Origin of the sequence: Sphingobium aquiterrae (assembly GCF_037154135.1) — a bacterium.
GTDB classification, from domain to species: Bacteria; Pseudomonadota; Alphaproteobacteria; order Sphingomonadales; family Sphingomonadaceae; genus Sphingobium; species Sphingobium aquiterrae.
The window spans coordinates 1-26,055 of record NZ_JBANFL010000019.1 but is presented as its reverse complement, the minus strand read 5'-3'; the positions used below and the strand labels follow the sequence as shown (position 1 = coordinate 26,055).

Here is a 26,055-nt window from a genome sequence, read left to right as displayed (position 1 = left end):
TCACCGTCTGCGCCCCCCCTTCCCTCTCTTGAGCCATCATTGATCGGCGCGAGGGTTTGGAGGTTCGACCGAGGGCAGCGGGATTGGGACGGCTTGACCGCTAGCCAGATTGAGGAAGGCTCCGGCGTGGCCGATGGAACCGCGTCCGAGAAGATCGAATAACAGCGCCAGCGCGTGGCTGGCGAGGACCCGGTTGACGAACAGGGACTGGCGTTCGAGCGCCTCAGCAACCGAGCAGGACGGTGCATCGTCGTCGGCCACGCTCTCGTCGGCAAGTTCCGGAAAGGCCTCGAGCACGGTGGAAAGTCGTCCGGATCGTTCGTCGGCGCGCGACGGACAGCCGATTAGAAATTGGCCGTCGCTGGCGCGGTTTCCGAGATCCATCCAGTAAGCAGGCGTCGCCTTGCCATTCGCGATCGCTGTGCCAAGCGCTCGCCGTGCGGAGGCGGTATCGACGCAACTGATCAGGAGATCGATGCCTTCGAGCCCTATTGCACCAGGCGCGCGGCCATGAACCGCCCTCCAGTCAAGTCCGTGCGCGAGGTTGATCCGTTCGGCGAGTGTGCGCGCCTTTGAGTTGCCGATGTCGCACCGGTAGAATGGCTGGCGGCCAAGATTCGCCTCGGTGACGATATCGTCGTCGACCACAGTGACGTCGAGCGAACGCGAGGAGATCGCGCGCAGCGCCGTATCGAGTGAGGCGAGACCCATCAGCATTTGCCCGCCATTTCCGCCGCAACCGACCAGCAGGATGCGGATTGAGCGATTGTCGAAGGTGGCGGGCAGATAGTGGCGCTGCCTGGTCTCAGTTCGCATGGGACTCTCCTGCAAATGGGCTGCGCGGCAGGGGCAGGAACATGCCGCCGGCGCAGAGGCGGGATGCCATCACTGGGCCGTCCGGCTGGTCGAGCCGGCCGAAAACGAGCGATATCTTGGTTGTATGTGAGTCGTCGGCATTATCGGTCGCGCTGAAGAATGCGGGCCCACGACCATGGCTATGGATGTCGCAGATCATATGCCAGTCGGGCGGCAGGGCCGGCGTGCGGTAAACGAGGCGGGAGGGTGTCGCCTCTTCGATGACGGGTAGGTTCACCGTGAAATCCCCGGTCGCTTCGTTCCAGAGCACGAACGCCGCCGCCTCGTTAGGCAGCGATGCGCGGAAGTGGTCGAGAATATACTCGAGATGCTCACGCGGGATCAGGCCGCAGCGCAGGTCGGCCCTCGGCGCGCCGATGCTACCATAGGGAAGATAGGCGGCGATCGGCGGCGTGATAGGCACGTCGAGCGCGAGCCAGGGGCGGCGGAGGATGAGCATCACGCCGTCGGCTCCTACGGCAAGGCCGTGGCCGGACCGGGCGCTGCGAAGCGCTTCGAGGGCGGACGATTTGCCAAGCGGCGGGACCGGATGGCAGGGTACGGCGGCGAGCACCGCGGCTGCGGTCGGATCATCGGCGAGCTTCGTCATACCCGCGCGCTCATGGAAATGAGACTTGCCACGGTTATCTTGGCCGCGACTGCCGCTTTCGCCTGTGGCCGATTCTGCTGTCCACCACGCGAACCGAAGGGCTTGAGACGGCTGACCGGAAAGCGGGTCGCCCGGCGCGCTGCTAGGTCATCCCATAGACGGACGAGGCCGCCCTTTCCGCTGACTGTCAACTCCTGCCCCGGATTGGGGTGCGTCGACCAGGAGTCGAACACCGCGCTCTCATAGGCCGGGATGGACGCGGTGCTGAGCGCTTTCGGCCTCGGGATGTTGCCCCAGCAGAGGCGCCCGTTGACGAAAACATTGAGGACCGGGGAGTGCAGCACCGGCGTCGCGGCGTTCGGACGCTCGCTTGCCGCCAGGGCGTAGACGCCGAGGCCCGAGCGCGTGGCGATGAACAGGTGCGCCGGATACGGAACCGGCAGGGTCGTTCGACCGGAGAGCGCCCTGAGGCCGGCGGGAGGAGCCGACAGGGCGAAATAAGCGTGGCGCACTTGTGCCGGGCTCCACCAGGCCAGCATGTCGGGATGGGCAACAAGGATATTGTCCGGCAGGATTTCGGGCACGACGGTGCGGCCGAGCGCCTCGGTCCATTGGCGCAGGTGCGCGCGTGACAGCGGCACGCCCGCGGCGATCGTCGGCCGGCCGTCGCCGTCGTGCTCGACCGCGTGAAAGCTGGCGAACGCCGGACCGCTCTCGCACGAAGCGCCGTAGGGCTTGAGATTGCGTGGCGCCTGGTTCCTGTAGAGCAGGATGGCGTTAGCCAGGACCAGGCCGCCACCGCTGGCTTCGAATTGGGTGCTATGTTCGGACATGAGAGCCTCGAGATATGGGTGGGTCGAACTGGACGAGGTCCTGGGCTGCGAGAAGGAATTGCGCGCCGAGACGCATTGAGGCGAACCAGTCGTCGATACGGCTCGCGTCGGGCAGCGGGCAGATGCCGGCGATGTCCATGAAGCCCATTTCCATGCCCTGCCGCCCGACATCATCGAGCTCCCGCGTGAACTGGTCGAAGGGAACGAGGGTCAACGGCGGCAATGAGGCGCATTCCTCGATGCCCGGAAGATATTCGGAGGCGACCTGGAAGTCGAAGTGCCAGGCGTTGCGTTCGGGCGTCAGGGATCCGAGAGCCTGGTGCGCTTTGCGGAGGTCGGCGAGCTTTCGGCGGAGAGCCGCTGGCAGCCGCGCAGAGGGCGCCGCATTCGCCGCGATCATCCAGTCTGGCCGCCGCGCGTTCATCTCGGATGGCAGCGTCATCCCGTCGAGATCGTCCTCGTCCGCGCCGTGATATGCGATCAGGCACTGCCGGGCGGCTTCGTCGTCGGTTGCGCCTTCCCAGTAATACATCGCGATCTCGTCGAAGAGATCCTGGTAGCCGAAGACGGGAAGCGCTCGGCCGAGGGTGTGCTCGAGCGCCCTATATGCGGCAGCGCGCCAGCCGATGGGGGCATCGCTGGTCTCGATCCAGCCAAGGTCGAGTTGCCCCATGCTCTCGCAGACGATGGCGATCGCGGAGGGTCCATCCTCCTCGCTGTGAAGAACGGCGACGCGTAGATCGACAAGTTCGACGGGAGCCAGAATTTCAAGCACCGCGGCGTCGAAAGCGCGCTCGATGTACCGGCGGGCCGCCACACGCGTATAGGATGGCGTCGAATTCTCCCGCGACACGACCCATCGACCGATGAGCTTGTGATGTGGCGCGAGCGGGGCATCGAAGATGGTTGGGATGTCGGTTGAGAGCGCGACGGTGCGTCCTGCAAGCTCAGCCCAAGGGCGGAAGGGGAAGACCTGCAGGGGGCTGGAGCGGCTCGCAGGCGTCGCCCTTGCCGTCGTGCGGGTCGTGGACGATCCGCGCGTGAAGGGCCTGGGCCTGCGGGGTGCAGGCAGGATAGGTGAAGCTGGTCGTGTCGCCATCGTCGGTCTCGATCCATTCGAGGAGCGTCTTGCGGATGGTGGGCGGGATGGCCTCGCCAGGCCTTCGGTACATGGTCAGCCCTTGGTCCCGACGGCGCGCCTGTATTCGATGACGTGAGCCGCGCCCGACACGCCGGCATCGACCGTCTCGGCGTTGAGGATCGCCGGGTAGAGCGTGGCATGATAGGCGCGGAGCGCAGTCGGGTCGTTTGCGAGATGCGGCGGGACCGGGAGGTCGATGCCGTCATAACGATACGCGCGGGTGAGGTGGTTGATCTGCATGGGTGCCTCCGGCTGATGATCATGGAGAAGGTCGTGGCGGTGCATCACCAGAGGCTGGCGGGCTCCTCGGCCGTGGCGTCGACGGGCGGACTGGCGGGAGCGTCGACCTTCGCGCCGGCGGTGGCGGGCTTCGGCGTCGGCGTTGCCGCCTTTGCCTTCGCGGCCTCGGCAGCCGCGGTGCGCGCGGCGTCGGCCGCCTGCCGCTGCTCGGCAAGTTGATCGGCGAGTGCCTTGCGGGCCGCGATGAGCTGGCCGAGCGCGCCGTCCTCGCCCTTGGCGAGTTCGGCGTCGATGTCCGCGGCGCTCGCCGTGAGCGAGATCGGGCGGGTTTCGCCGGATTCGAGCTTGTCGGCCGCGCCTTCATGCCTGCGGGGAATGACGGTCAGGGTGACGGTGTCGTCGGGGCCGGCGACGAGATCGAAGCCGAGCGAGTAGCGCGCGAGCAGCGGGAGCAGGGTCGTGATCAGCATGGACGCGTTTCCTTATTTGGAGCGTGCGGGAAATCAGGCGGCGAGTTCGGTGATCGGCGCTTGGGCGAGCGGTGCGGCGTTGACCGGGGGTGGCCCGTATTGGCCGTCGAGGGTCATCGCGCTGGGCAGGCGGCCGGCCCATTCAAAGCCAGTTCGATTGAGCATGCCGGCGACAACATCCGCCTTCTTGGAGCCCAGGAGCTTGGCGAACGCTTTCTCGCCCATGTGCGAGACTAGGCCGGTTTCCTGGGCGATGAACCTGAGTTCGTCTTTGGTGTACCGCTCCAGGAATGCCTTATCGACCTGCCAGACGTCGCGCAGATCGACGTCGAAAGCGCGGGCGAGATCGGCGACGTGCCCGAAGTTCAGCACATCCTTGGCATAGGCTGCGCCGATCGCGGAAAGCACGGTCGCGGCTTGGCCTTCAGGCAGCGTGCGGATCTCGGCAATCTTGGCGCTGTACGTAAGTTCCGGGAAGGACGCGCCGACGAGCAGGCCCGCGCGTCCCTTCAGGGTTTCGCCCTTGATCTGCGAGAGCGTCCCGGACATCGCTGCGACGAGGACGGCAATATGCGCCTGTGCGGCATTGGCCGCGAGCGCCCGGGCGAGCGCGGTTCGCCACGTCGCTTCGCGAAGATCGCTGGTACGGCTGGCTATGGACTTGACGGTGACGGTCGGCTTGTGCGCGGTCGAGACGCCGCTCACGGAAGGGGGCGGCGTCGGGGTCGCTTGTGCGGACACGTGCGCCCCGGTCGTGCCGGGAGACGGGGCTCGCGGGTTCTTGGAATCGGCCCCGCTCTCGTCGATGGCATCGTCCTGCTCGTCATCCTCCGCGTCTTCGTCAGCGTCTTCGTCAGCTCGTGGAGCTGCGGCCCTTGCCGCTTTTTCGGCCCGCTCCTGCTCCTCGAAGCGGATCGCTTCGGCGGTTTGCGTCTTCAAATCGAAGCATCCGGGATTGGTGCAATGCCCGTCATCGACATGAGTCTCGAACAGAGTCCGCTGGGCGGCCGAGTTGAACGGGCAGGTCGTGCACTCGGTCTTGTCGAAACAGGCGGCGCCGAGGTTCTGCGTGACGCGCATGAGGAGGTCACGCGTTTTGTTCACATCGAGGCCCGAGCCGAGGATCGTCTCGAGGGCCTTGTCCTGCTTGTCGGCGGGGATGGCGGCGAGCAGCTCGGCATGGCCGACCTTGATCCGGCGTTCGTCGAGCGCGAGCTTCACGGCGTCGGAAAGTTCGGCGAGCGCCAGACGACGATCAAGCTTGGCCCGGGACCATCCGAGACGCCGTGCCGCCTCGGCGCGATCGTTCTGGCAGGCCGCGAGGTAGCGGACGGCGGCATCGGCCTGCTCGGTTTCCGAAGGATCATCGCGGTCGTCATTTTCAGCGATCGCGGCGTCGAGGGCCTCCTGATCGGTCATCTCGCGAATGATGACGGGCACTTCAGCATCGGGGCCGTAGGCTTCGAGGCCGGCCCTGTAGCGGCGTTCGCCGGCGACGATGGCGTAGACCTCGCCCTTCGGACGCAGCAGGATAGGCTGCAACATTCCGCGGAGGCCGATCGAGGCTACAAGCTCGTCATGCTTTTTCCGATCGAAATAACGGCGGGGGTTATCCCCCTTCGTGATGAGGGAGAGCGGCAGCGTGGAGCGGGTTGAATCTGGTGTGTTCAAGGCTGATCTCCTCAGGGAATGTGGCAGGGCCGTGGCTCGGGTCGTGCGTCCTCATTTTGACGCGCCCGATCCCGCTCCCTCCCCCTCATCTTCATGGCGGTTTGTCGCCGACGCCCGCAGCGGTCAGACCGGTGTCGGTGCGCCGCCGGATGCGGGCGGCGGCCCGGGGTCATCTGAATCGGGCGACGTGATCTCGATCGTGCGGCTGAGATCGGGAACCCGTTCGTCATGGTAGACGCTATGGTCGGCCAGGCCTTCGGCGGCAGCCTGGGGATCCTGGCCTTCGGGAAGGTCGATGATGAAGGTCTCGACGGCGAAGCATTCGCCGTCGGAGAAGAATTGGACGCATATGCGGAACGCGCGCGTCGACGTCGCCGAAATCTCGGTCATGGCTGGGCCTCCAGATAGCAAAGGAAGAAAAGGTGCCGGGCACGCCGGCACCGCACGTTTCAATTGGCGCGTTCGAGCAGTTTCCGCGCCTTGCCCTCGAACTCTAGGCGATCGTTCTGATGCGTCTTTCCGCGCGCGACGGCGGTGATCCCCTGGACGAAGTCGTAGAGCGAGGCTGCCGGATGGCCTTCCTCGTCCAACACCGTCGCGATGATCTTCGCGGTGTCCGACTTGGAAAAGCCACGCTTGCGGAGGAACGCCTCGCGATCGTCATCCTTGCGGGCGACGATACGTTCCCGTGCCGCGCGGACGCCCTGCACGAAGGTCAACGGGGAGGAGTCCGCGAAAGTCTCGAGCGCCGGTGCTGCCTCATGGGCAAATCGATTGGCCGCGAATTTGGAATGGCGGATGGAGATTTCCTCGAAATTCTCGACGCCGTCGGGTAGGGGCGAGGGTTCCCAAAGGGATGATCCTCTACCCCTCCCACGAAACCGGACGTGATGGTTTCCCATCATCCGGCTTCTACGCTTGCACCATGCGATCCAGTCGTTCCTGCAATCGCCCGGCATGATGCGCGACGTGGCAGTCGTGGCAAAGCACCGTGCGCTTGCGCGTCCGGGCCGCCTTGACGCGGGTCCACAAGGTGGTCCCAGCCATATCACTCATCTTACGGACGTGATGCACCTCCACCGGCACATCTTCCGTACCGCACGCCTGACATGCCCTTGCTCGCAAGCGGTCGACGATGTCGTTCCGTCCTGCGAAGTGGATATGTGCAAGCGTTTGGCGGTCGACGCGCGCGGATGCCGGGGTTGACCGAACATCCTTGAGGCGGAACATCGGCATGAAGCGCCGCTGGTGGCGGCCCTCATACCACAGGCCGAGGCTATCCCCATTCCGGAGCCTCTCTGCCGTCTTCCGAACCGAGCATTTGTGCTTCCGCGAGATGGTCTTCATGAAGCTCCACCACCAGAGGTGATGCAGCCGTCCGACTTCATCTTTCCAGAGCGTGCCGAGCTTATAATACTCGGCCAGCCCGCGCATCAGCGCATTATATCCGGTCAGGATCGCGACATCGGAGTTGTTGATCAGTTCGCAGCGTGCCTCGCCCCGGTTGGTATATATATTGCCGAGACGTTGCCGTTCTGCGAACCGGGCTAGCCTGTCCACCGGCACGTGAAGCTGCATACGATCTCCGGGCAAGCGCATGGTGACGGCACGGCCGCCCTTGATCATGCGCCTGGTTCGCCCATCGCCATATGTTTTCAGCTGATAGCCGAGGAACATGGCACCCTCGTCCGCCTTCCTGATCCCGCTCTTCTCCTCAGACACCTCGAGCTTCAGACCGTTGGCGAGGAACGTCCTCACCTCGGCCATGATGCCGCGGGCGTCTTCCTTGCTGCCGATCACGCCTATGACGAAGTCGTCGGCATAACGGCAGTAGCGGAGTCGGCGGTAGTTGGGGTCGAACGGGTCGAGAGCCGGCTCTTCGAGCCGTCGCCGCTCCCATTCCCTGATCTCTTCGACGAGCGCCGGGATTTCCTCCTCTTGGCCATTGGCCCGCCGCCGTTCGATCTTTCTGCGTCGGATCTGGATCTGCTTGGAGATTTCGAGATAGGCATCGCTGCGCCGTCTCGTCTGCCCCTTGTCGAACCGCGCTTTCACCTCCGCCATGAACCTATCGAGTTCATGGAGGTAGATGTTGGCGAGGACCGGCGAGATCACGCCGCCTTGCGGAGCGCCGCTGAACGTTCGGTGGAACGTCCAGTCTTCGAGGTAGCCAGCCTTGAGCATACGCCCGATCAACCGTATCAAACGCTCGTCATCGATGCGCCTGCGTAGAAGACCCAGCAGGATGTCATGGTCGATGTTGTCGTAATAGCCGACTATATCGACCTCGATCAGCCACTTCACGCCATGCCATGTACGCCTGATTTCAGTCAGGGCGCTGTGACATGACCGCCCCCGGCGGAAGCCATGCGATTGATCGGCAAAGACCGGCTCATAGACATGTTCGAGCAAAATCTTCACCGCCGCCTGCACCAGCTTGTCGTCGGCAGTAGGAATGCCCAACGGGCGTTTCTTCCCATTGGGTTTGGGGATGTATTGCCTGCGGGCCGGAGAGAAGCGATACGAGCCGTCCAGCACGGCGGTCATGATCCGTTCCATCCTTTCGAGCGAGAAGCCGTCGAGGGTGTTGTCGGGATCGATGCCGGGCGTGAGCGCCCCCTTGTTGGGAGCGACCTGCCCATAGGCCCGTTCCCAAAGGAGCGGACAGCCGAGCAGCCGGAACAGACCGTTGATACGCTTTCCCTGGCGTGACAGGTCGATGATTGAGTCAAGTCTCTTCTCTACGGTGAGCGGTTGCATCAGCAGACCTCCGTTATGAAGTTGAAAGACCCAGCAAGCGCGCCGCCCTTCACCCGCGCAGAGGAGATTCCCCTTCCGGTTGCCCGGCCGGTTTCACTCATGCCCGTCCATCCGTGGATGGCTGTCCCGGTCATTACCCCGGGCGTTTGGCTAATATGGCGGCTCCGTCGCCTTACGGGACACCGGAGAGGTGCCCGCTTAGGCGATCCCATGTTTACACGATCAGTGAGATGCGACGTGGGTAGGTGGCCCGTTCGATCGTTGGCCTCTCGACGAGAGGTGGACCGTGCGACCAAGTTTAGGAGGACGCTATGGGGTAGTCCTCCCTTCGCACGGCATGACGCGTCAACCATTGCTGCGTCACGACCCGAATAAAGTTCCTGAATCTGGGCTTCACGCAATCCAGCATTCACCATGCACGTCTTGCCCTGACGTCCCGATAGCCTACAATGGTTTCGGCCCGGAGGACGCCTTGTCCCAACATGCTGTTGTCCCCCGCCGGTTTCCCGGTCGCAACCATTGCTGGTCGAGGTAAGTTGGGTGGGCATCAGGCTTTCCTTGGTTTCCTGAGAAGTCATCCTTCACTCAATTGATCGCGCCACCATGGCGCACCCACAAGTTGCGGTTCATGCACACCGCGCGTAGGTAAAAGGTAGCCATTCCCAACGTCTTCGAGCCAACTTCTGAGTTCCAGCAATAAAAACCGCGAAAGTAGAGATCGGGATCGCCATTGGGGAGTTTGCCGGCCTCGATCGGATGCGTGTCGTCAACGAGGAAGAGGAAGACGTCGCGATCGGACGCATAGAGCGTCGTCGTCTCCAGGCTGACATCGACATAGGGATTGTAGCGCATGCTCGACCAGTCGAGAACGCCCGGCACTTTCCAGCGCGTGTCGGATACGCCGTCCCCGGCGATTTTCATGACGGCGCCAACAAGCTCATGATCCCAGATGCGGCCATAATCGGGGCTGGTCACGGCGCGTAGTTCGGTGCGCCCATCTTCGGTCTGAAGCATTTTCACCTGTTCACCGCGGTGGGAGAGCAGGCCATGCTGGAGATTGATGCCGGCGAGCGCCGCCGGGAGCGTCCGCAGATAGGATGCCGGCGCGCCGACGAGGCTCGAGAGCTGGCCGAAGGACCAGTTGGTGGGTGCCACCGGCCGGTCATCGCCGGGGACGATGAGCGAAAGCCGTTCGGGATCTTCGCTGCGCGCTTCGACGCGAACGGACTTGCTCTCGACCACACGCGTCGTGGCGCGTTCCGCGCGGGAACGGACGCTGTCGTACAGCTCGGTCAGCGACAGGAACTTCTCGTCGTCAGGCCGCGAGAACCATTCGGAAGACACGCGCCCGACATTGCGACCGCGAGAAATGTCGACATGGTAGGCGCCGCCGACGAGACGGCCGGCGGCAAGAGCGAGACTGGCCATTTGGGGTTCTCCTGATGGGGACGATGGAGCAGCGGCGACAGGGGTTTCACCCGACCCGCGCCACCACCCCGTTCCCTCCCTCCCCTTCGATCAGGCCTCGTCGGGCAGATTCGCTGCCCATTCGAGTATCCACGCTTCGGTGATTTGCTCGAAGCCGATTTCGCCTTGCTCAATGAGGTCGCGGACTTGCTGGCGTGCGCGGGCAAGGGCCTGTGTCCAGGGATCGGGATTCTGCGGCTGGCCGGCTGGCAGATCGAGCATATGTTGAATTGCCGGAGCAGGTTCACGCAGACGATCGAGCTGGCGGCCCGTCCAGCGCGCCATATGATCGGCGACGAAGCGGTTGGTCTTCGACTGTCCGGACATGAGTGCGGATCGACGTGCGGCGACACCATAGGCCTGGCTGTCGATGCTGGCGACGCGATCGCCGAAGATAGCAAGCGATGGAAGCGCACTTCCTTTCACGCCGAAGAGATGAAGCTGCAATGTTTTTGGGAGGCGGCGATCCAGCAATTCGATCACGGCGATCAGTCCCTCGGGACCGTGAAGATGGCGGCGGCACATGCTGCCCACGCCCAGTGGCTGGTCGGGTGGCAGCAGGTCGGCCACCCCGTCGAAGGATCGGAGATAATCGTCCGGACGACGGCCCTGCAAGACCGGCATGAAGCGGTGGGCGATGCCGGCGTCGCACGCGCGCATGTGACAGGCGCGATTGAGCTGGATCGTCCGGGCGATCCTGTCGAGAACCTCATCGCGATCATGCGCGACCGCCTGTTCGACGCACAGATCGAGGCTGGCGAAGCGTCGGAACGGGTGGCCGGAGGCAAGCGCGATATAGTCGTCGATGGTCCACGGGATGCCGCGTTCGCGAACGGCCAGCACGTAGCCGGCACTGTCTAGGTCGACCGATGCCAGGCCGTGCGCGTTTCCGAGCAACCCCAACCGCCATCCTCGCCACTCCCGTGTGCGATTGCGCCGATCCCAGCGCGAAAAGCTGTTCGCTGAGACCAGGACCGGCACCTGCATGGCACGGGCGCGGGCGAGCAGCGGACCTTCCGAGAGCCCCGGAAGTCCGACGATCACCTCGATAGCCATGTGGATCAGACGCGGCGCGATATGGGGCGGCCGGCGCCGTCATAGCGGTCAGGGTCCGCACCGGATATATGCCACCCGAACATGGAGCCGGCCAGCATCGCCGCGATCTGCGGCGGCGTCGCCTTGAAGGTCGTGTTGATCCGATCGACGGACATTCCGTCGGGGAGCGGCCAGTAGCCCCGTTCGCCGCGCTTGATAATGATCGGTTCGCCTGTCTCAGGAAGATGCATGGCACACATCTCGGGCAGGCGGTCGATAGCGGCCAGCCGGCGTTCGGCGGCGTCGAGCGTCGCCTTTTTGAGGTCACACAGCCAGGATGGGCCGAGATGGTTGCGGACCATTCTGAGCGAACTGCTAAAGGCTTCATATTCGTCAGCGCCGTTCATCCACTTGATCGAGAGCGTGTCCTTCCATCGCCGTCCGTGGCGCGCACGGAAATCGATGAGGGCCCGCCACATTGCGTCGTCCGGTTCGGTCATGATGGTGTTCCGATTAGGCAGTCGAAGAAAGGAAGGATGGTCTGCGCAGCCGCGCGGTCGAGCGATTACCGCTCCGTCGGCAGCCATTCGTAGAGAAGGTGCCGATCGGGCTCGTGCTCATTCCCTATGGCGATCCGGACGCGCCGGCCATCACAGGCGAAGCCAGTGGCGCGTGGGAAGTCGAGATAGACATTGCCCTCGAAGATGAGATCGCTGGAACGGACGGCCTTTATGGTCCTGGTCGTCCCGAGCGCGCGGTGTCCGTCGGGGGCGGCGATGAGTTTCAGGCAGTCGGCGGGTTTGATCCGGCGTTTGAAGGCCGCGAGCGAAACCAGCGGCTCGACTTCATTGGCTTTGCCGCGTCTGGCGGCGAGCGCCGACCAATAGGCTTTGCCGATCTGCACGTCCGAATGAAACGCACATTGTAGAGAGTCCTGGTAGAAGTTGGATCGGGTGAAGCCGAAGCGCTCGATCTGGTCTCGCACCATGGTTGTGAATGCGCGGCGCTCGGATTCTTCGGTCAGGTCGGCGGGCGTGTCGAGGAGCTCGACCGTCACCTTGCGTCCGCCGGTATAGCGCTCGCCGCGACTGGTGAACCGGGCTCCCGTGATGAGACCGTGAAGATGGCCTTCGATCCTGGTACAGAGCGCGGGCAAGGCTTCGCCCGGACGATAGAGATCGCCATCATAGTGGAAATTGCCCCGGTCATCATGATCGGTCTGGCTGTAGAGGCGCGGCAAAGCGCAGGGCGGTAGGGCCTGCGTCATGAGCTTGTCCTTTCGAGGAAGTCAGGCGAGGAGCGCCGGGTCGAGACCATCGGCTTCGGACCCGTCCGTGCTCCAGAGGATGCGATCAATCAGGGCGACGCCGGCGGCGATGACATCCGCTTCCGGCAAAATCATGGGGGACATGTCTCCGTCACGCTGCACGAGGCAGTGGTGAACACCGGTGATGACGTAGCGCCCGATTGCTTCGTACTCGGCGTCCGTCTGGGATCTGTCGGGACGGGTCTGCACGGACGGCATGTCAGGCAGCCGTGGTGGCAGGTACCGCGGCGCCGACGATTTCGACATGGGCGCGGCTATAGCCATGGCGGCCGAGCCAGGCGGAGGCGGCTGCTTCACCGGCTGCGACATGGAGCAGCTCGCGGTGCCCCTCCCATTCCTGAAGAACAAGCGCGGCGCCAGGGGGAGGTATTCGAATGATCTCGAATGTGCGGGCGTCATTGACCGAAAAGATCTTGTTGACCGAGAGGATGATGGTTTCGCCGCTTCCATAGTCACCCTCGTGCAGTGTGAAGGTCGCCGGATAGGGATATTGACCGGTGCCAGCGGGCGATCGCTGGGTAAGCTGGCCCTTGCCGTTACGGCCTTCCCATGCCTGCGCCTTGCGCTTGAAGCGGTCCGGCGGGCGCGGTGTCCCGTCGGAATAGCGAATGATGGCGCCCAGCGGCGCTGCGTCGAAGATCGATTGAGCTGTGGCAGACATGGATAGGTCTCCAGATGTTGAAACCCGGCGTCGGCCGGGCTTGTTTGGGGGTCAGGTGAATGATTGCGTCGATCCATCGGGATCAGCGGAAGCTTGGTTGGCGCGACCGGCACGTCTCAATTTGGCCGAGGCGTGACCTGGTTTTGCGCATCGTCGGCGCGCGATGCGACCCAGGCCCAATAGCCGAGCCGGGTATCGTCATTGGCGACCTCGGCCTTCCAGTCATCGACGGGGTGAGCAGGATGTTCGCCCCAAGGGCCATACAGCTGCAGGAGGCGATCCATCAGATGATCCCTCCCTCAAGGGCACGGGCGAGCGCCTCGCGGGTGCTTTCGATTTCGATGCGGTCTGCGAAGATGGCGCACCATCCCCCGCCGAATTCATTTACTCGCGGCCTGGAGCAGCTTAGCGCCCATTCGAAGCCGATCGGTGCCTTCGTGAGGGTCTCGCGGCAGCACCGATGGATGAGTTGGGCTAAAGGGTCCGGCTGGAAGTCGGTGTCGCTGAAGAAGCATATCGTGCAGACATCAGGCGCTTCGAGGCTGTTACCACCCTCGAAGTCGACACCGAAGCTGGGAAAGTTCGGGTCGCTGAAAATCGCACGAAGGCCGCTCGAGCAATCGGCGGGGTCGGTCGGGGGAAAGATGGCGAGGAATTCGGGCGTGGGATCGGACGGTTCGCAATCGTCCATGAGATCGGCCGCAACCTGAAACGCTTCTTCGATCAGGGCCATTTCGGCGTTGGTGCAGTTGAAGGCGAAGCTGCCCTGGATCCAGGTGTCAGCCATTATCGCCTCCATCGGGAAGGATGCCGTCGACGATGACAAGGGGCGGCACGGTGAGGTCGGCGGCGGCAAAATTCGCTTCGATGGACGCGATTGACCCCAGACGACGCACATCATCGCGCGAGATCATGACCTCGTCGTCATCGGTGACGGTGAACGTCGTCTCGTCTATACCGTCAAAGACGACACGTTCAGGTCCGAAGCTGCCAGCGCATCCGCCTGCCCAGCGAGCAAATATCAGCTGATTGTCGCGACAGAATTGTTCGATCGCTTCGAAGCGTCCCCAAGCCACTTCGTTGGCCATCAGGGAAAGGGGCTCATCGGCCGGCAGTTCGGCGATGGCAAATTCCGAGCCCTCCCAGTCGATCGAGGCGCCGTCGTCTGTGATCGCCGTCTCGAGTTCGGCGAGCAATGCCCGCGGGAGCGTGCCTCCGAGCATTATCGTTACGGATACGCGGTCTGCCATGGTGGCCTCCAGGGGATTGAGTTGCGTGCGACGACCGTCTTCGTTCGCCAGCTCCCCCACCCTCCCCTTTGACTTCATGACGGGTCCACGGCAGGACTGGTGTTTACCTCTTTGAAAATTGGTGCGGTTATCGCGCCGCGGTGCGCATCTGTTTGCACGATGAAGGAGTGCCCCATGGCCGATGCTGAGACGCCTGATCTCACGACGCTCACCGTCCAGCTTTTGAGCGCTTATGTTTCGAACAATCTGGTGCCGAGCGTCGAGCTCGCCGGCCTTATTCAGACGACGCGAACGGCTCTTGCCGGTGATATCGCCCCTGTAGAAACTGCGGCGGCTGAATTTGCGGCGGCCGTAACCGCGCGCAAGAGTCTGGCATCGCGCGATCACATTCTGAGTATGATCGACGGCAAGCAGTACAAGACCCTGAAGCGCCATCTGTCGACGAACGGACTGACGCCGGCCGAGTATCGGGATCGGTACAAGTTGCCGAAGGACTATCCGATGGTTGCGCCAGGCTATTCCGAGCAGCGGCGAGAGGTCGCGAAGCGTTTGGGCCTTGGCCGTAAGCCGGCGGCACCGGCCGTTGCGGTGAGCGAAAGTGAAGAGACGCCGGCACCGGTGGAGACGGTGGAGAAGGCTCCGACCGTGAAGAAAGCGCGTGTCGCCAAAGCAAAGTCGGCCGTGTCGGCCAAGGATGGGGTCCCAAAGCCGGGCCGCAAACCGAAACAGCCGGCCGCGGCTGTACCAGCGGCTTCCGCTGCCGAGACCAATGAGGCCATCGTGAAGCCGACGCGGGGTCGCAAGGCAAAGACAAAGCCCACCACGCAAGATGTGGCAGCTGAGGCTGCAGCGAAGCCCCGTCGCGGCCGGAAGGCAGCGGCGGAAGCGGTGCCGGAAGCAAGCTGATCATGGTGGGCGGGATCCCGTTCCCGCCCATTGAACAGGCTGCAGGGTGTTGGTGCAGCATCAGCCGGGCAAGGATTGGGGAGTTGCGCGTCTCGTTGGTCGCTTGCGATGATGATGCCCCACCTTTAGCTGTCGGGATATGCAATCACCGCGAAAGACATTGTCGATTCGGCCTCGCAGCGACGACGGTTCCGCAGAGACCGACGCTGTGGCGTTGCTTTCGCAAGCGATCCGCAATCAGTTGTGCGTTCGTGCCAGCTATAATCGTGGCATGGTCATTCTAGCGCCGCACATTCTCTATACCCGTCACGATGCGCCCTTCGTTGACGCGGTCGTGATCGAACGGAACGGTGGGCCGCCTGTGGAGGCGAAGCTGGCAAGCTTCAGGGTAGCGGGGCTCAAATCGATCGCCATGACGATTGAAGGTTTTGCCCCGTTTGCCGGCCTCGATCTGAGCGACGCGCGCTATGCGGAACGGGTTGTGGCGCAGCTGGAACCCTGAAGGGTATCATTGGAATAAAGCTGCCGAGCCAGAGTGGCGGATCTGGTATATGATCCATTGGAGGTCATGGGACCGTTTCGAGATCCGTCTGCCGAAACTCATCATGGGTCGCCAGGATCGGCACACGATAGTATTTTGCGCAGGCATAATGCAGGCAATCGCCGAGGTTCAAGCCGTGGCGTCCTGAGCGATATCGATGCGCTGCGAATAGGGCGAGGCTGGTCGTATCGGTTGCGGGGGGCATATCTCTAACCTCGATCCCGCGTTCGTCCAGAAATTCGAGAATGACTGGTGCAACGGCTTCGACCGACAGGTTGAACTTGTCGGGGCGGGCAAGGCCGAGCGCCGCCTCCAGCACCGCGACCGGAGACGTCATTCTTCTTTCGGCAGCCGCAATAGCTTCAGATACTCGCTTTGCTTCGGGTTCGTCGGAGAGAAGGGCAATGATCGCGCAGGCATCAACGAACATCAGCGTTCGTCCCACATCTCATCGAAAACTTGCCTCGGAAGCGGCTTCCTGGTCTCACTGTTGATCGTGATGCCGTGCCTGTCTCTCAGTCTCGCCGCTGTTTGAAGGGGCGTCTCTGCCCCACGCCTGCGCTCGATCGCTTCTTTCATGGCAATGACGATCGCATCTGTAATGCCGACGCCAGCCATATCGGCAAACTTGCGCGTAAGGGCATCGGCTTGCGGATTGTTGACGTTGATGGTCATCGCGAACCTCGTGTAGATTCATACATACACTATGTAGCCTATCCGATCTACATTGGCAAGATGGACACTCACAGCCGTGGGTGAATCGATCATGTCTACGTCCCACACACGCTTGGCCTCATCACCCATAGAAACGCATATCGATGACGAACCCGGGCACTGGGGTCGGAATGCCACGATCAGGTGTCGAGTTCGGAATCGAACATCGCAGCGGCGGAAGGCACCTTGCTCGCCGCGACGGCGATCCTGTCCTCCTCGGTAAAATCGTCTATTATGAGGACGTGGCGATCACGGCGCTTCAGGCGCTCATATTCGGCCGCGCACATCAAGACGAGGCTGGCGCGGCCATGATTGGTGATCGTCAGTGGTGCGTACATCGCCACGCGGAGGAAATGGCCGACAGCCTTTTCAAACTCGACCGACGAAACGCTCGCATTCGGCATGGTGCCCTCCCGATATCCGCATAATAGAGGTTATAGGATTCTTTGAATCTGAATCGGGTGCGGGAAAATCGGCCCATCATGGATCCGGCATGATGGTTGTCAGGATGTCCTCCGCCCGATCGACCGGCACGAACATCCGTGCCTTATAGGTTATGATCTCGACGAAGCATCCGAGCGATTTCAGCCACTCGCGCCGCTCAGGCGGGAAGTCCTTGATCTCAAGACGGCGCTGTCCATTGACGAGAGCAGTGACAAGACGCGCGTCGCCGAATCCCGGCAGCGGCGCGCCGGCTCCGTCCCTCGCGGCGGCAATGATCTGCTGCGGCGTGAGCCGGAGTTCCGCATCGATGCCGAAGGCGGATGCGAGCGCGCCGATCGCGTGGTCGGGGACTATGCGCCCGAGGAGACTGTTGCCGCCTTCGTCCGACACGCGCCATACGCGCACATCATCAGCGGGCAATTTGTGCCAGACCGGCAGTAGCAAGCCGGTCGCGATACTGATCGTCTCGACATCGACCTTCGACTGCGCTTCGACGGCTTCTTCGTCCCAACGCGACTGGAAATCGGCTGGTTCGATCGCCGTCCAGTGCGAATGCCATAGTGAGGCCGCATCCAGGCGATCGCTACCGGTCGGGCGAACCATGCGGCACATCGGAATGATGCGACCTTCCTCGTCCGTGACGGACCAGGACGGGACGCGCAGCGCAACACGGCCGGATCGACTGTTCCACAAATAGCCGATGTCGGGAGTCTCGCCCCAGACCGTCATCAACCGGTGAAAACTGGTGGCATGGCGTTTGATGTGCAATTCGAGGCGCCGCAGGCGGGTTTCGGCGCCGGTGACGGGGTCGCGCCGGAGAAGCTGGTCGTCGAGGCAGATGATCTTCTCGGCAAGAATGGTTTCGACGCCGACATCGAGCGTGCCGGCTTCGCGCGCCGCGTCGACCCGCGCCTGAATGAGCCCGAGATATTCTTCGAAGATCGCGTTCTGCGTGGCGATGCGCAGCGCGAGGATGCGGTTGAGCCACCGCTGGATCGGCGGAAGATGTTCGAGCAGCGAGCCATCGTCGGCATTGATGAGCTTGAGCCCAGTCAACTCGGTAAAGGCCTCGAGTGTCGTGCTGGCGAGCTTGCCATCGTGCAGGAGATGATACCATTGGTTCAGCGCTTCGCGGGCATAATCGCTCTCGAGATTGTCGGCCGGATCGAACAGATTTTGTCCGCCGGTCTGCCGCTGACCGCGGGTGAGCGCCCCCAGGCTGTCGAGTCGTCGTGCGATCGTCGAAATGAAGCGGCGCTCGCCCTTGCAGTCGGTCGTAACGGGCCGAAACACCGGCGGCATCGTCTGGTTGGTGCGGTGCGTGCGACCCAGCCCCTGGACGGCGGCGGCCGCGCGCCAGCCGGGCTCGAGGAGGAAATGGATGCGACGCCTCCCGGCGCTTTTGGCGTTGCGCTCGGCATGATAGCTGCGCCCGGTGCCGCCCGCATCGGAGAAGACCAGCACGGCTTTGCGCCCCTCCTGAAAGGCGTCGGCGTCGGCGATGCTCGCACGGGCGCCGCGCCGTTCGAGCTTCTGGCGCCCGGTCCTGTCGACAATGATACGACGGCTGCGGCCGGTCACCTCCGCGACGGCGTCGGTGCCAAAATGGCGGAGCAAGGAATCGAGGGCGGCCGGGATAGCCGGCATCGAACAAAGCTGCTCGATCAGATTGTCGCGGGCGCGGATCGCCTCCTGACAATGGACAGGATTGCCATGTTCATCGACCATCAATTCGGAGCGCAGGTCGCCGCGGTCGGTACGGAAGGTTCGCATCTGCCGCGTCGGAAAACCGCTGCGCAGATACTCAACGAGGGTGTCGAGCGGTGAAAGCTCAAGGTCCAGGCTGGCGCGCTCTTCGTCGGAAAGAGCAGCAAGGCGTCGATCGAGGATCGCTTCCGCCGTGGTGACAAGCTGCACGACTGCCGCATGCCCATGGCCGAGCTCGGCCTCGATCGCCTTGATGAGGGTCGGCATCTTTAGCGCGACCAGCAAGGCCGAGAAGAATCGCTGCTTGGAGCTTTCGAAGCGGCTCAGCGCCGAGCTGCGCGCCTGGGCGTTGAGAACATCGCCGGTCATTCGATCGATGATGCCGGAGGCTTTCAGCACCTCGTCGAGATTTCGGTGGATGATGGTCCAGCTATCCGCAAATGCATCGTAGATATCGATCTGGTCAGCGGTCAGCTGGTGCTCGAGCGCTTCATATTCGACGCCAGCGAAGCTGAGCGCCCGGGCGGTATAGAGGCCCATGGCCTTCAGGTCGCGCGCGACGATTTCCATGGCAGCAATGCCGCCTTCGTCCATCGCCGCCATGAAGGCGTTCCGGTCGGGAAAGGCTGTACCTGGTCCCCAGAGACCGAGACGCGCTGCGTAGCAGAGATTGGCGGGGTCCGTGGCGCCGGTCGCGGATAGATAGAGGATGCGGGCACGCGGAAGCGCGTTCTGTAGGCGGACGCCGGCAAGCCCCTGCTCGGAGCCCTTCGCGGCGCCGAATTGCGTTTCGGTGCCGGCGGCGTTGGCGAGCGCATGGGCCTCGTCGATGACGATGATGCCGTCGAATTCCTTTCCAAGCCAGTCGAGGATCTGCTGGAGCCGGGAGGCTTCATCATGACGCTGGGAGCGTAACGTGGCATAAGTGCAAAAGAGGATCCCTGTCGGCATGGTGATCGGTTTCCCCAGCGGGAAAACGTCGAGCCCCTGAATGTCGACCGAGAGGCCGCCAAGGGCGGTCCAGTCGCGCTTCGCTTCAACCTGCAGCGCGCTGCTCTTCGAGAGATAGACGGCCTTGCGGCGCCCCTGGCACCATTGGTCCATGATGCAGCCGGCAGCCTCCCGGCCTTTGCCGACGCCCGTGCCATCGCCGATGTAGAAGCCAGTGCGGTAGGCCGCACCTGTTTCATCCTCGATCAGGCGGTCGCCGGCATCGTTCGCCCGAAAATGCCCTGGCAGGTCGCGTTCGAAGGCGTCGCCCGCCTGGATGATCACCTCCAATTGGGCATCGGAAAGCGCTCGGACGGTCCTGTCGGGCAGCATCGGGCGATAGCGGGGCGCGGGCGGTGGCACGGAAGCCATCGCCAGTGACTCAACCAGAGCGTCCGGATGCGGATTGGCGCCGTCGATATCGATGCGTGCGAGCCGCCAGGGTGCGTAGATCCCGCTGGCCTCACCGGCGGGGCGGATCTCGTCGCGGACGCGATATGCGAGCCGGGCGATGGGCGATGGCGGCGGGGCCGTCGGTGTGGGCAACGCGAGGGCCTTGGCTGTCAGGCCCCGCAATAGCCCGCCTGGCGGCGTTCGGATCGGCAGGCACGGTTTGGTCGCTGCAGCGGGCGCCGCCGGTGGCGGCTGGTCGAGCGTGAGACGCGACGGGAGCGCCAGCACCAGCGGCAGTGCGGCCGCCAGATTGGCCGCGCGAAAAACTTGGGTGGTGCCCGACCAGCCTCTGTCGAACATCAGCAGGCGGACATTGATCGACGTGCCATGCTTCGCATAGGGGCTGCCCTCAATGTCGATTTCGACGCGCGGCGTCGCGATCTCGCAGACCGCCTCATAGCCAGGGCCTCCCGTATTGCCGCGGGCAAAGCCTGGCGACATGATCGCGATGCAGCGCCCGCCCGGCGCAAGCCGAAGCAATGCGGATCGGAGATGACGCGCGCCGGCGTGCCGGTCGTGCCCACGCGAGGCGCTGCGACTAAAGGGTGGATTGATCAGGATGACCGAAGGGCGAGCGGCTGGGGAAAGAAGATCGTCTATAAGCTCGCCATCATGGTCGGTGACGGTCTGGTTGAGTGTCTCGCCGAGCAACGCCGCACGTTGGGGATCGCGCTCGTTGAGGATGAGGGAGGCGCCAGCACGGGCCGCATGGACTGCCAGCAAGCCGGTGCCGGCGGACGGTTCGAGAACGCGGTCGGTCTTGTCGATGGCGGCTGCGAGCCCGGCGAGCCAGGCAAGGGTGAGCGGGGTGCTGAACTGTTGCAGGTCGACCTGGCGTTCCGAGCGGTAGGTTTGCGTCGGGAGCGAGCGCTCAAGCGTCAGCAGAGAGTGGAACCGGTCCTGCGGAGTCGCGCCGGAAAGATGGCGGCAGTCGTCGTCGCGCAGCAGCAGAACCTGCGCTGCTTCGAGTGCTTCATACGCATCGCGCATGGACCAGGCGCCGGACGCATCCGTCCCGCCGAAGCGTTGCGTCATCAGCTTCTGCAAGGCTTGGCGGCTGATCGCACCCTGCCGAAGGAGATGCTGATGGATCGAGCGGGCGACATCGAGCAGGTTCTCGTAGGGGCGCTCGGCGGCGTCGGGCGGGATGAGCGCGAGCAAGGGCTGGGACATAAAGGGTTCTCCTGATGATGCGCGCGCGTGGCGCACCTCACCCATCCCCGCTCCCTCCCCTTCACGATCGAAAGCGGTGGCGAAGGCAGGTGGAGCGAAGTGTGGGGGATGGCGTGGGCCCGGCAGCCGACCGAGGCCGGCTGCTGGAGCGGCGTCAGGCGGCGTCGGCGAGCGGTGGAGCACCGTCTTCGGGCGCGATCACCACAGCCGCTGCGTTCGCGGTCGGCTCATCCGCAACGGTGTCGGATGTGTCGTGCGCATCCCGATTGATGCCGAAGCGCATGGCGCCGGGGACCCAGCGCAGCGCCTTGTCCTTCACTTCGGCCTCGACGATGATGTCGCCCGCGAACAGCCGTTCGGCCGAAGACGCGAGGTCATGCTTCTTGGACGCGCTGTAGCGTTGCTTGAGCTCGACCCCACCGACCTCTTCGAATAGCCCCAGGATTGCTGGCTTGGTGATGCGGTCGAAATAGGTTCGAGCGGTCGGGCGCCACCAGGTCGCGACATCGATGGCGAGCTTGGCCCCAAGATGGTCGAGGAAGTCGCCACCGGTTTTTCCGCTCGGAACCGCCTCGATCGTGCGGGCGATCGCCCAGCCCAGCCAGGCAGCGCGCGCGGCATCGTCGAGAGCGCAAAAGGCGTCGTAGCGCTCTTCGAGGGTTTCGTGATTGATCCAGCTGCGATCGAGCGCCGTGTCGAGCTTGACCCATTCGGCTGCGGCCGGCGTCCCGCTTTCGAACCCCTGGACACGCGCTGTCGGGTGGGTCGCCCGAAGCTCGCTCGGAATATCATCGCAGTCCGTCGCTCGGGAGGCCGCCTCGATCATGATGAAGGTGCCGAGGTCGAGCGCGAAGGCCGGGTCGCTGGCGACATGGATGGCAATAAGCTCGGTCTTCATCACCGCCAGCTCGTCGGCGAGGCGCTGGCTGATGGCAGGCTTGGCTTCACTCGCGACGACGATTGCCTCGTCGCCATCGGGAGCCTGGTCGACGCGTTCGTCACGATTTTCCACGGTGTCCGGCTCGGGCGCGACATAGAGCTGCTCGTGAACCCGCGGGGTGCCGTCAGGACCGATGACGATATAGGCGACGGCTTCGGCCTTCTGCGCGTCGGTCAGGACCGCGGTGCGGTTGGTGATCGATGCGAGTTCCGCTTCGAGCGCCTCGTTGCGCAGCTCGGCATCCTTGCTCGGCGTATGATCCTCTTCTTCATGCGCCGCGGCGATCTGTTCGAGTTCGGCTTTGATTTCGGCCTGTCGCGCTTCCTGCTCGGGCGCGAGCGGCGCCGGGTCGCCTCGGAGCGGCCGCAGCGCGTAGGTCTCGGTATAGGGAACATGCGTCGCCGCCACGGCGCGGACTTCCTGAAATCCGTCGCGCTCACGGACGGCTTCGGCGGCGGCGGCGAGGGCTTCCTCGGCGAGAGCGTCCACGATCTGCGTGTCCAGCCAGCTTTCGCTGTCGGCATCGGAGAACAGATCCTTGTCGATGCGTCCGCCAGCGGCGAGATAGGCATCGCGGCCGACCAGCAGTGCGCGTGGATCGTTCGCCCGGTAACTGAAGGAGGCGAGCTGTCGGCGGATTTCGCTCACATTGGAGCGATGATAGCCTTCGCCCATCTGGCTGAAGACAGCAGCCTGGCGATTGGTGTCCGAGGTGCTGGCGTAGGCCATGGCGATGTCGAGGGTGATGGCGTTGGAGGCAAGCGCGTCGAAGACAGGTTCGGCGAGACCCGCCAGGCGCAGCCGCCCGTGCACGAATTTTTCGGTCACGCCGAACCGCTTTGCGACATCGGCCGGGGTCTTGCCCTCGGTCTCGATGACATCCTGAAAGGCGCGGCAGGCCTCCGCGGGATTCATGGCCAGGCGAAAGAAATTCTCCGCGAGGCTGATCTCGATGGCGTCCTTGGCGTCGGCGAGCGGCAGGACGGGAACAAGATAGTCGGCATCGAACACGGCCTTCTCGATGAGCCGGTGCACGGCGTCGAGCCGGCGTCCGCCGGCGGTGATGCGATATTGGCCCTTCTTACGGGCGACGGGCACACCGATGAGGTTCTGGATGATGCCCTTTTCGGCGATGTTCGCCTCGAGCTGTGCGTCGGCTGCGGGGTCCGTCGATTTGCGGACGTTGGTCGGCGACTTGGTGAGCTTGGACGCCGGCACCAGGATGGGTAACTGGGACATGGATATTCTCCGGGGGCGGACTCGGCCCGACCGTCAGGCCGCCTGCCGCGTCCGCCCACCACCCCTCTCCCCTTTCCGTCGAAGCACATCGTTCCAGTCGTTCAGGCCGTGCCAGGGCCAGATCGTTTCGATCGTCCGTCCGGGGACTGTGTGCGCTTCCTGTGCGACCACTTCTGCGCGACGGCCTGGTCGATCATTGTCGGGGAGAAGGATGAGGTGATCCACGCGCGATGGGATGGCAACCTGGCCGAGCCGCTCATTGCCAAGGGCGGCCCAGACGGGGATGCCGAGCAGAATCATGGCGGAGAGCGCGGTTTCAACGCCTTCCGCGAGGCCAAGCACGTCGGTGGCATCCGCCAGCATGACGGCGCCACGGGACGGGCGCCCCAGCATGCGACGCGGATTTCCAAGGTCTCGTGCCCGGCGTGCGAGCACCGTGTCCAGGAAGGTCCGCTGGACGGCTATCACGCGGGCGCCTTCCTGAACGGCGGCGAGCATTGCGGGACGAAAAACGATCTGGCGCCGCGGCCCGAGCGGCGTGCGCGGGTGAAAGCGGAGCGTCGGTGAGACGTGACCGATCGCGCGGTTCAGCAAATATCGCTCGACCGGCGTATCTGTGATGGCGCGCGCCTCGTCCCAAAGATCAGTGGCACGCGATCTCAGCCATCCCTCATCGGCGGCGGGTGGCAGAAGGATGCCGGTCGCCGCTCCGCCTGGAGGAATTGGACCAAGCCGGCTGATCGCGCGCAGGACGTCGATCGTGTCGCAGCCCGCGAAGCATTTGAAGAGGAGGTCGCTGTCGCCGGTCCGCACCGAAAGGCTTGGGCTCCGGTCCGGGTGCGCCGGGCAGCGGCACATGCCTCTGCCGCCAGTCCAATGTCCGCCAAGATGGCGGACCAGCGCCATGCCACGTGCTTCCAGCTCTGCGCGGCCGGCAGTGCAATCTGTTATGGCCATAGAGATGACTTTCGTCGGCAAATACTGCCTTGGGCAACGCGCTATAGGTCGTGCAGGCCGGCCGCCCTCAAAAGGACTTCTCCCAAAATGGGCACGAATTCATGATTGCCGTCTGGTCGATGAATTCAATCAACCATAGGATAACGATAAAGGACCTCGCTGACGCCGCGCTCGACGATCCCAGCGGATCGGGTTGAGCGACTGCGCGTGCGCCGAGGTACGAACATGCCGGCGGTGAGATTAGTGCGATGGAAAATATCATGTCGATCGTTCGCTATGAAGAATTCGTGAGCGCAGGCGATCCTGCGGTGACGAGAGCCGTGTCTTTGATGAAGGAAGCGCTGGATATCCTCGATCGGGGTGGCGCGGGTCTGACGGCCTTCGCATGTCATCTTTCGCTCGCGATCGATGTCGCCGAACAGCGTCCTGTCCCCGCGACCGAGGAGGAATTCGAGGCGAAGTGGGCCGAACTGCCGACGCCATTGTACGTCTGCTCGCCGTGCAAGATGTAGGGCTTGGGGGTAGCGCGATACCAACGCAATCAGAGGCAGCTCTAGGTTTCTCGGGTATCGAGAGCGGCGATTGCGGTGAGGATCGAGCGGCGCACCTTGCGCGGGCTGACCCCAAGCAAGGATGCGATCTCCTGGACGCGTAGACCATAGCTTGTAGCCAGGAAGAAGATTTGCCGAGCGTCCGGGGGCAGTCGAGCGAGCTTGCGGAGGCTTGTGGAGATCGCCTCGAACCGATCTTCCGGGACGTCGCCCTTCGGCACCAGAACCCAGGCTCGAACTGCAAACCCGTCCGGATGGAGCCTGGATTCCGTTTCCAGCGGGTCGATGACGATATTGCTGTGATCAGGATAAAGTGACCTCGCCAGCGCCACGGCGGGGGGACCTTGGCGGGTGGATCCTCCGGCAGGGTGATGGTGCTGTGCGGCGGGCGTTTGCTGCACGACCGCGCACGCTGCGCACAGTCGGTCCCAGAAATGGCGGAAAGGCATGGTCGAGCTCCTGCAGGATGGGCACCCGGATCGGCCGCGACAAGCTGCTGGTGATCCGAACGACTCACCCGCACGCCCTTTTCTCCCCTCCCGCCCGCATGGCGTCTGTCGCTGGACCAGCCCCGACAGTCAGCGCGGCCCAGTCAACGCCGGCGTGAATCGTCCGGATTTCGCCAGGAAGACTGATCAACCCTCTACCTAGCTGGGTGCGCTCCACTCAAAATCGAATGACATGCATCCCGTTGTAATCGGGAGTAAATCATGATCCAAATCTTTCGGGGTGCGCAGGCGCCCGGCTCCAACGCGATCCTCGATGCGATGTATCGCGATCGAAAACATGTCTTCGTCGACCTCTTGAAGTGGGACGTTCCGGTCATCGACGGTTGCTTCGAGATCGATCAGTTCGATGATGATCGGGCGATCTACCTGGTCGCCGCCGGCGAGAGCGGAGCGCATCGCGGCTCGATCCGGCTTCTGCCGACAGACGGGCCACACATTCTCGGGACGATCTTTCCGGAGTTGTGCGACGCAGCCGTGCCGCGCTCGCCCGACATTTTCGAGATAAGCAGGGGATGTCTGTCGATGCGCCTGCGGGTGTGGATCGGCGTGCAAAAAGGACCCCGTTAGCGGGGTGATCGGCGTCTAAAAGGGACCCCTCATTTCGATGGTTT

The 26,055-nt window shown here is 63.6% G+C and carries 29 protein-coding genes and 2 pseudogenes; 4 read left to right on the top strand and 27 right to left on the bottom strand.

What is annotated here, in order from left to right; translation table 11 throughout:
* Window positions 1-36: 36 nt before the first annotated feature.
* The 20 genes and pseudogenes from WFP78_RS18470 to WFP78_RS18375 form a co-directional block, all read right to left on the bottom strand.
* Window positions 37-816: a PRTRC system ThiF family protein gene (locus WFP78_RS18470; RefSeq protein ID WP_033965271.1), complete on the bottom strand. Its 780-nt coding sequence runs from the start codon at window positions 814-816 to the stop codon at window positions 37-39.
* Window positions 806-1,465 (bottom strand): PRTRC system protein A, encoded by a 660-nt coding sequence (locus tag WFP78_RS18465; RefSeq protein ID WP_033965269.1) that lies wholly within the window; start codon window positions 1,463-1,465, stop codon window positions 806-808. The genes WFP78_RS18470 and WFP78_RS18465 overlap by 11 nt, the downstream gene beginning before the upstream one ends.
* Window positions 1,462-2,298 (bottom strand): PRTRC system protein B, encoded by an 837-nt coding sequence (locus WFP78_RS18460; RefSeq protein ID WP_281124167.1) that lies wholly within the window; start codon window positions 2,296-2,298, stop codon window positions 1,462-1,464. The genes WFP78_RS18465 and WFP78_RS18460 overlap by 4 nt, the downstream gene beginning before the upstream one ends.
* Window positions 2,285-3,151 carry a hypothetical protein gene (locus tag WFP78_RS18455; protein ID WP_336965679.1) on the bottom strand — a complete coding sequence of 289 codons (867 nt, stop codon included), beginning with the start codon at window positions 3,149-3,151 and terminating at the stop codon, window positions 2,285-2,287. The genes WFP78_RS18460 and WFP78_RS18455 overlap by 14 nt, the downstream gene beginning before the upstream one ends.
* A gap of 94 nt (window positions 3,152-3,245) precedes the next feature.
* Entirely contained in the window at window positions 3,246-3,470 is a 225-nt protein-coding gene (locus WFP78_RS18450) for a hypothetical protein (protein ID WP_081988734.1), read from the bottom strand.
* A 2-nt stretch (window positions 3,471-3,472) separates the two neighbouring features.
* The gene (locus tag WFP78_RS18445; protein ID WP_025546410.1) at window positions 3,473-3,679 is read right to left on the bottom strand and encodes a PRTRC system protein C; all 207 of its coding nucleotides are present in this window, start codon (window positions 3,677-3,679) and stop codon (window positions 3,473-3,475) included.
* A gap of 44 nt (window positions 3,680-3,723) precedes the next feature.
* Window positions 3,724-4,149, bottom strand: a complete 426-nt coding sequence (locus tag WFP78_RS18440; protein ID WP_281124169.1) for a PRTRC system protein E — start codon at window positions 4,147-4,149, stop codon at window positions 3,724-3,726.
* A gap of 33 nt (window positions 4,150-4,182) precedes the next feature.
* Window positions 4,183-5,820: a PRTRC system ParB family protein gene (locus WFP78_RS18435; RefSeq protein WP_194917713.1), complete on the bottom strand. Its 1,638-nt coding sequence runs from the start codon at window positions 5,818-5,820 to the stop codon at window positions 4,183-4,185.
* Between the two features lie 123 nt (window positions 5,821-5,943).
* Window positions 5,944-6,210: a hypothetical protein gene (locus tag WFP78_RS18430; protein ID WP_033965418.1), complete on the bottom strand. Its 267-nt coding sequence runs from the start codon at window positions 6,208-6,210 to the stop codon at window positions 5,944-5,946.
* 59 nt (window positions 6,211-6,269) lie between these two features.
* Window positions 6,270-6,647, bottom strand: a pseudogene (locus WFP78_RS18425) (DUF932 domain-containing protein); the annotation flags it as partial.
* A gap of 85 nt (window positions 6,648-6,732) precedes the next feature.
* Window positions 6,733-8,580: a reverse transcriptase domain-containing protein gene (locus tag WFP78_RS18420; protein WP_336965666.1), complete on the bottom strand. Its 1,848-nt coding sequence runs from the start codon at window positions 8,578-8,580 to the stop codon at window positions 6,733-6,735.
* Window positions 8,581-9,192: 612 nt separating this feature from the next.
* Window positions 9,193-10,008: pseudogene (locus WFP78_RS18415) on the bottom strand (DUF932 domain-containing protein); the annotation flags it as partial.
* Between the two features lie 90 nt (window positions 10,009-10,098).
* Window positions 10,099-11,103, bottom strand: coding sequence for a deazapurine DNA modification protein DpdA family protein (locus WFP78_RS18410; protein ID WP_033964785.1), 1,005 nt, complete (start codon window positions 11,101-11,103; stop codon window positions 10,099-10,101).
* 5 nt (window positions 11,104-11,108) lie between these two features.
* Window positions 11,109-11,669 carry a hypothetical protein gene (locus WFP78_RS18405; RefSeq protein ID WP_336965662.1) on the bottom strand — a complete coding sequence of 187 codons (561 nt, stop codon included), beginning with the start codon at window positions 11,667-11,669 and terminating at the stop codon, window positions 11,109-11,111.
* Window positions 11,648-12,349 carry a hypothetical protein gene (locus WFP78_RS18400; RefSeq protein ID WP_033964782.1) on the bottom strand — a complete coding sequence of 234 codons (702 nt, stop codon included), beginning with the start codon at window positions 12,347-12,349 and terminating at the stop codon, window positions 11,648-11,650. Before WFP78_RS18400 ends, WFP78_RS18405 begins: the two co-directional genes overlap by 22 nt.
* Window positions 12,350-12,370: 21 nt before the next feature.
* Window positions 12,371-12,607, bottom strand: coding sequence for a hypothetical protein (locus WFP78_RS18395; protein ID WP_033964781.1), 237 nt, complete (start codon window positions 12,605-12,607; stop codon window positions 12,371-12,373).
* A 1-nt stretch (window position 12,608) separates the two neighbouring features.
* The gene (locus WFP78_RS18390) at window positions 12,609-13,070 is read right to left on the bottom strand and encodes a hypothetical protein (RefSeq protein WP_033964780.1); all 462 of its coding nucleotides are present in this window, start codon (window positions 13,068-13,070) and stop codon (window positions 12,609-12,611) included.
* 116 nt (window positions 13,071-13,186) lie between these two features.
* Entirely contained in the window at window positions 13,187-13,354 is a 168-nt protein-coding gene (locus WFP78_RS18385; protein WP_193666777.1) for a hypothetical protein, read from the bottom strand.
* Entirely contained in the window at window positions 13,354-13,869 is a 516-nt protein-coding gene (locus tag WFP78_RS18380) for a hypothetical protein (RefSeq protein WP_336965654.1), read from the bottom strand. Before WFP78_RS18380 ends, WFP78_RS18385 begins: the two co-directional genes overlap by 1 nt.
* The gene (locus WFP78_RS18375) at window positions 13,850-14,320 is read right to left on the bottom strand and encodes a hypothetical protein (RefSeq protein ID WP_033964778.1); all 471 of its coding nucleotides are present in this window, start codon (window positions 14,318-14,320) and stop codon (window positions 13,850-13,852) included. Before WFP78_RS18375 ends, WFP78_RS18380 begins: the two co-directional genes overlap by 20 nt.
* A 174-nt stretch (window positions 14,321-14,494) precedes the next feature.
* Here WFP78_RS18375 and WFP78_RS18370 point away from each other — a divergent pair, with 174 nt between their 5' ends.
* Both WFP78_RS18370 and WFP78_RS18365 read left to right on the top strand, forming a co-directional pair.
* A complete protein-coding gene (locus WFP78_RS18370; protein ID WP_033964777.1) occupies window positions 14,495-15,226 on the top strand; it encodes a Ros/MucR family transcriptional regulator in 732 nt (243 codons plus the stop codon).
* Window positions 15,227-15,434: 208 nt separating this feature from the next.
* Window positions 15,435-15,728: a hypothetical protein gene (locus WFP78_RS18365; protein WP_033964828.1), complete on the top strand. Its 294-nt coding sequence runs from the start codon at window positions 15,435-15,437 to the stop codon at window positions 15,726-15,728.
* Between the two features lie 64 nt (window positions 15,729-15,792).
* Here WFP78_RS18365 and WFP78_RS18360 read toward each other — a convergent pair whose 3' ends face one another.
* From WFP78_RS18360 to WFP78_RS23470, 6 genes are all read right to left on the bottom strand, one after another.
* On the bottom strand, window positions 15,793-16,197 hold the full coding sequence (locus WFP78_RS18360) for a type II toxin-antitoxin system VapC family toxin (RefSeq protein WP_033964776.1): 405 nt from the start codon (window positions 16,195-16,197) through the stop codon (window positions 15,793-15,795).
* Window positions 16,197-16,442 (bottom strand): type II toxin-antitoxin system VapB family antitoxin, encoded by a 246-nt coding sequence (locus tag WFP78_RS18355; RefSeq protein WP_033964775.1) that lies wholly within the window; start codon window positions 16,440-16,442, stop codon window positions 16,197-16,199. The genes WFP78_RS18360 and WFP78_RS18355 overlap by 1 nt, the downstream gene beginning before the upstream one ends.
* 179 nt (window positions 16,443-16,621) lie before the next feature.
* Entirely contained in the window at window positions 16,622-16,885 is a 264-nt protein-coding gene (locus WFP78_RS18350; RefSeq protein WP_033964774.1) for a type II toxin-antitoxin system prevent-host-death family antitoxin, read from the bottom strand.
* A 76-nt stretch (window positions 16,886-16,961) separates the two neighbouring features.
* Complete coding sequence (locus WFP78_RS18345) at window positions 16,962-21,248, bottom strand: bifunctional class I SAM-dependent methyltransferase/DEAD/DEAH box helicase (RefSeq protein ID WP_336965748.1); 4,287 nt, start codon at window positions 21,246-21,248, stop codon at window positions 16,962-16,964.
* A gap of 154 nt (window positions 21,249-21,402) precedes the next feature.
* Window positions 21,403-23,427 (bottom strand): ParB/RepB/Spo0J family partition protein, encoded by a 2,025-nt coding sequence (locus WFP78_RS18340; RefSeq protein ID WP_033964773.1) that lies wholly within the window; start codon window positions 23,425-23,427, stop codon window positions 21,403-21,405.
* Window positions 23,428-23,460: 33 nt separating this feature from the next.
* Window positions 23,461-24,285, bottom strand: a complete 825-nt coding sequence (locus WFP78_RS23470; protein WP_419722998.1) for a DUF7146 domain-containing protein — start codon at window positions 24,283-24,285, stop codon at window positions 23,461-23,463.
* 359 nt (window positions 24,286-24,644) lie between these two features.
* On the opposite strand from WFP78_RS23470, the gene WFP78_RS18330 reads away from it, so the two are divergent.
* Complete coding sequence (locus WFP78_RS18330) at window positions 24,645-24,896, top strand: hypothetical protein (protein WP_336965643.1); 252 nt, start codon at window positions 24,645-24,647, stop codon at window positions 24,894-24,896.
* A gap of 41 nt (window positions 24,897-24,937) precedes the next feature.
* Here the strand turns inward: WFP78_RS18330 and WFP78_RS18325 are convergent, their stop codons facing one another.
* Entirely contained in the window at window positions 24,938-25,384 is a 447-nt protein-coding gene (locus WFP78_RS18325) for a sigma factor-like helix-turn-helix DNA-binding protein (protein ID WP_081988704.1), read from the bottom strand.
* Window positions 25,385-25,645: 261 nt separating this feature from the next.
* Between WFP78_RS18325 and WFP78_RS18320 the strand changes: the two genes are divergently transcribed.
* Window positions 25,646-26,011 carry an acyl-homoserine-lactone synthase gene (locus WFP78_RS18320; RefSeq protein ID WP_336965639.1) on the top strand — a complete coding sequence of 122 codons (366 nt, stop codon included), beginning with the start codon at window positions 25,646-25,648 and terminating at the stop codon, window positions 26,009-26,011.
* The last annotated feature ends 44 nt before the right edge of the window (window positions 26,012-26,055 follow it).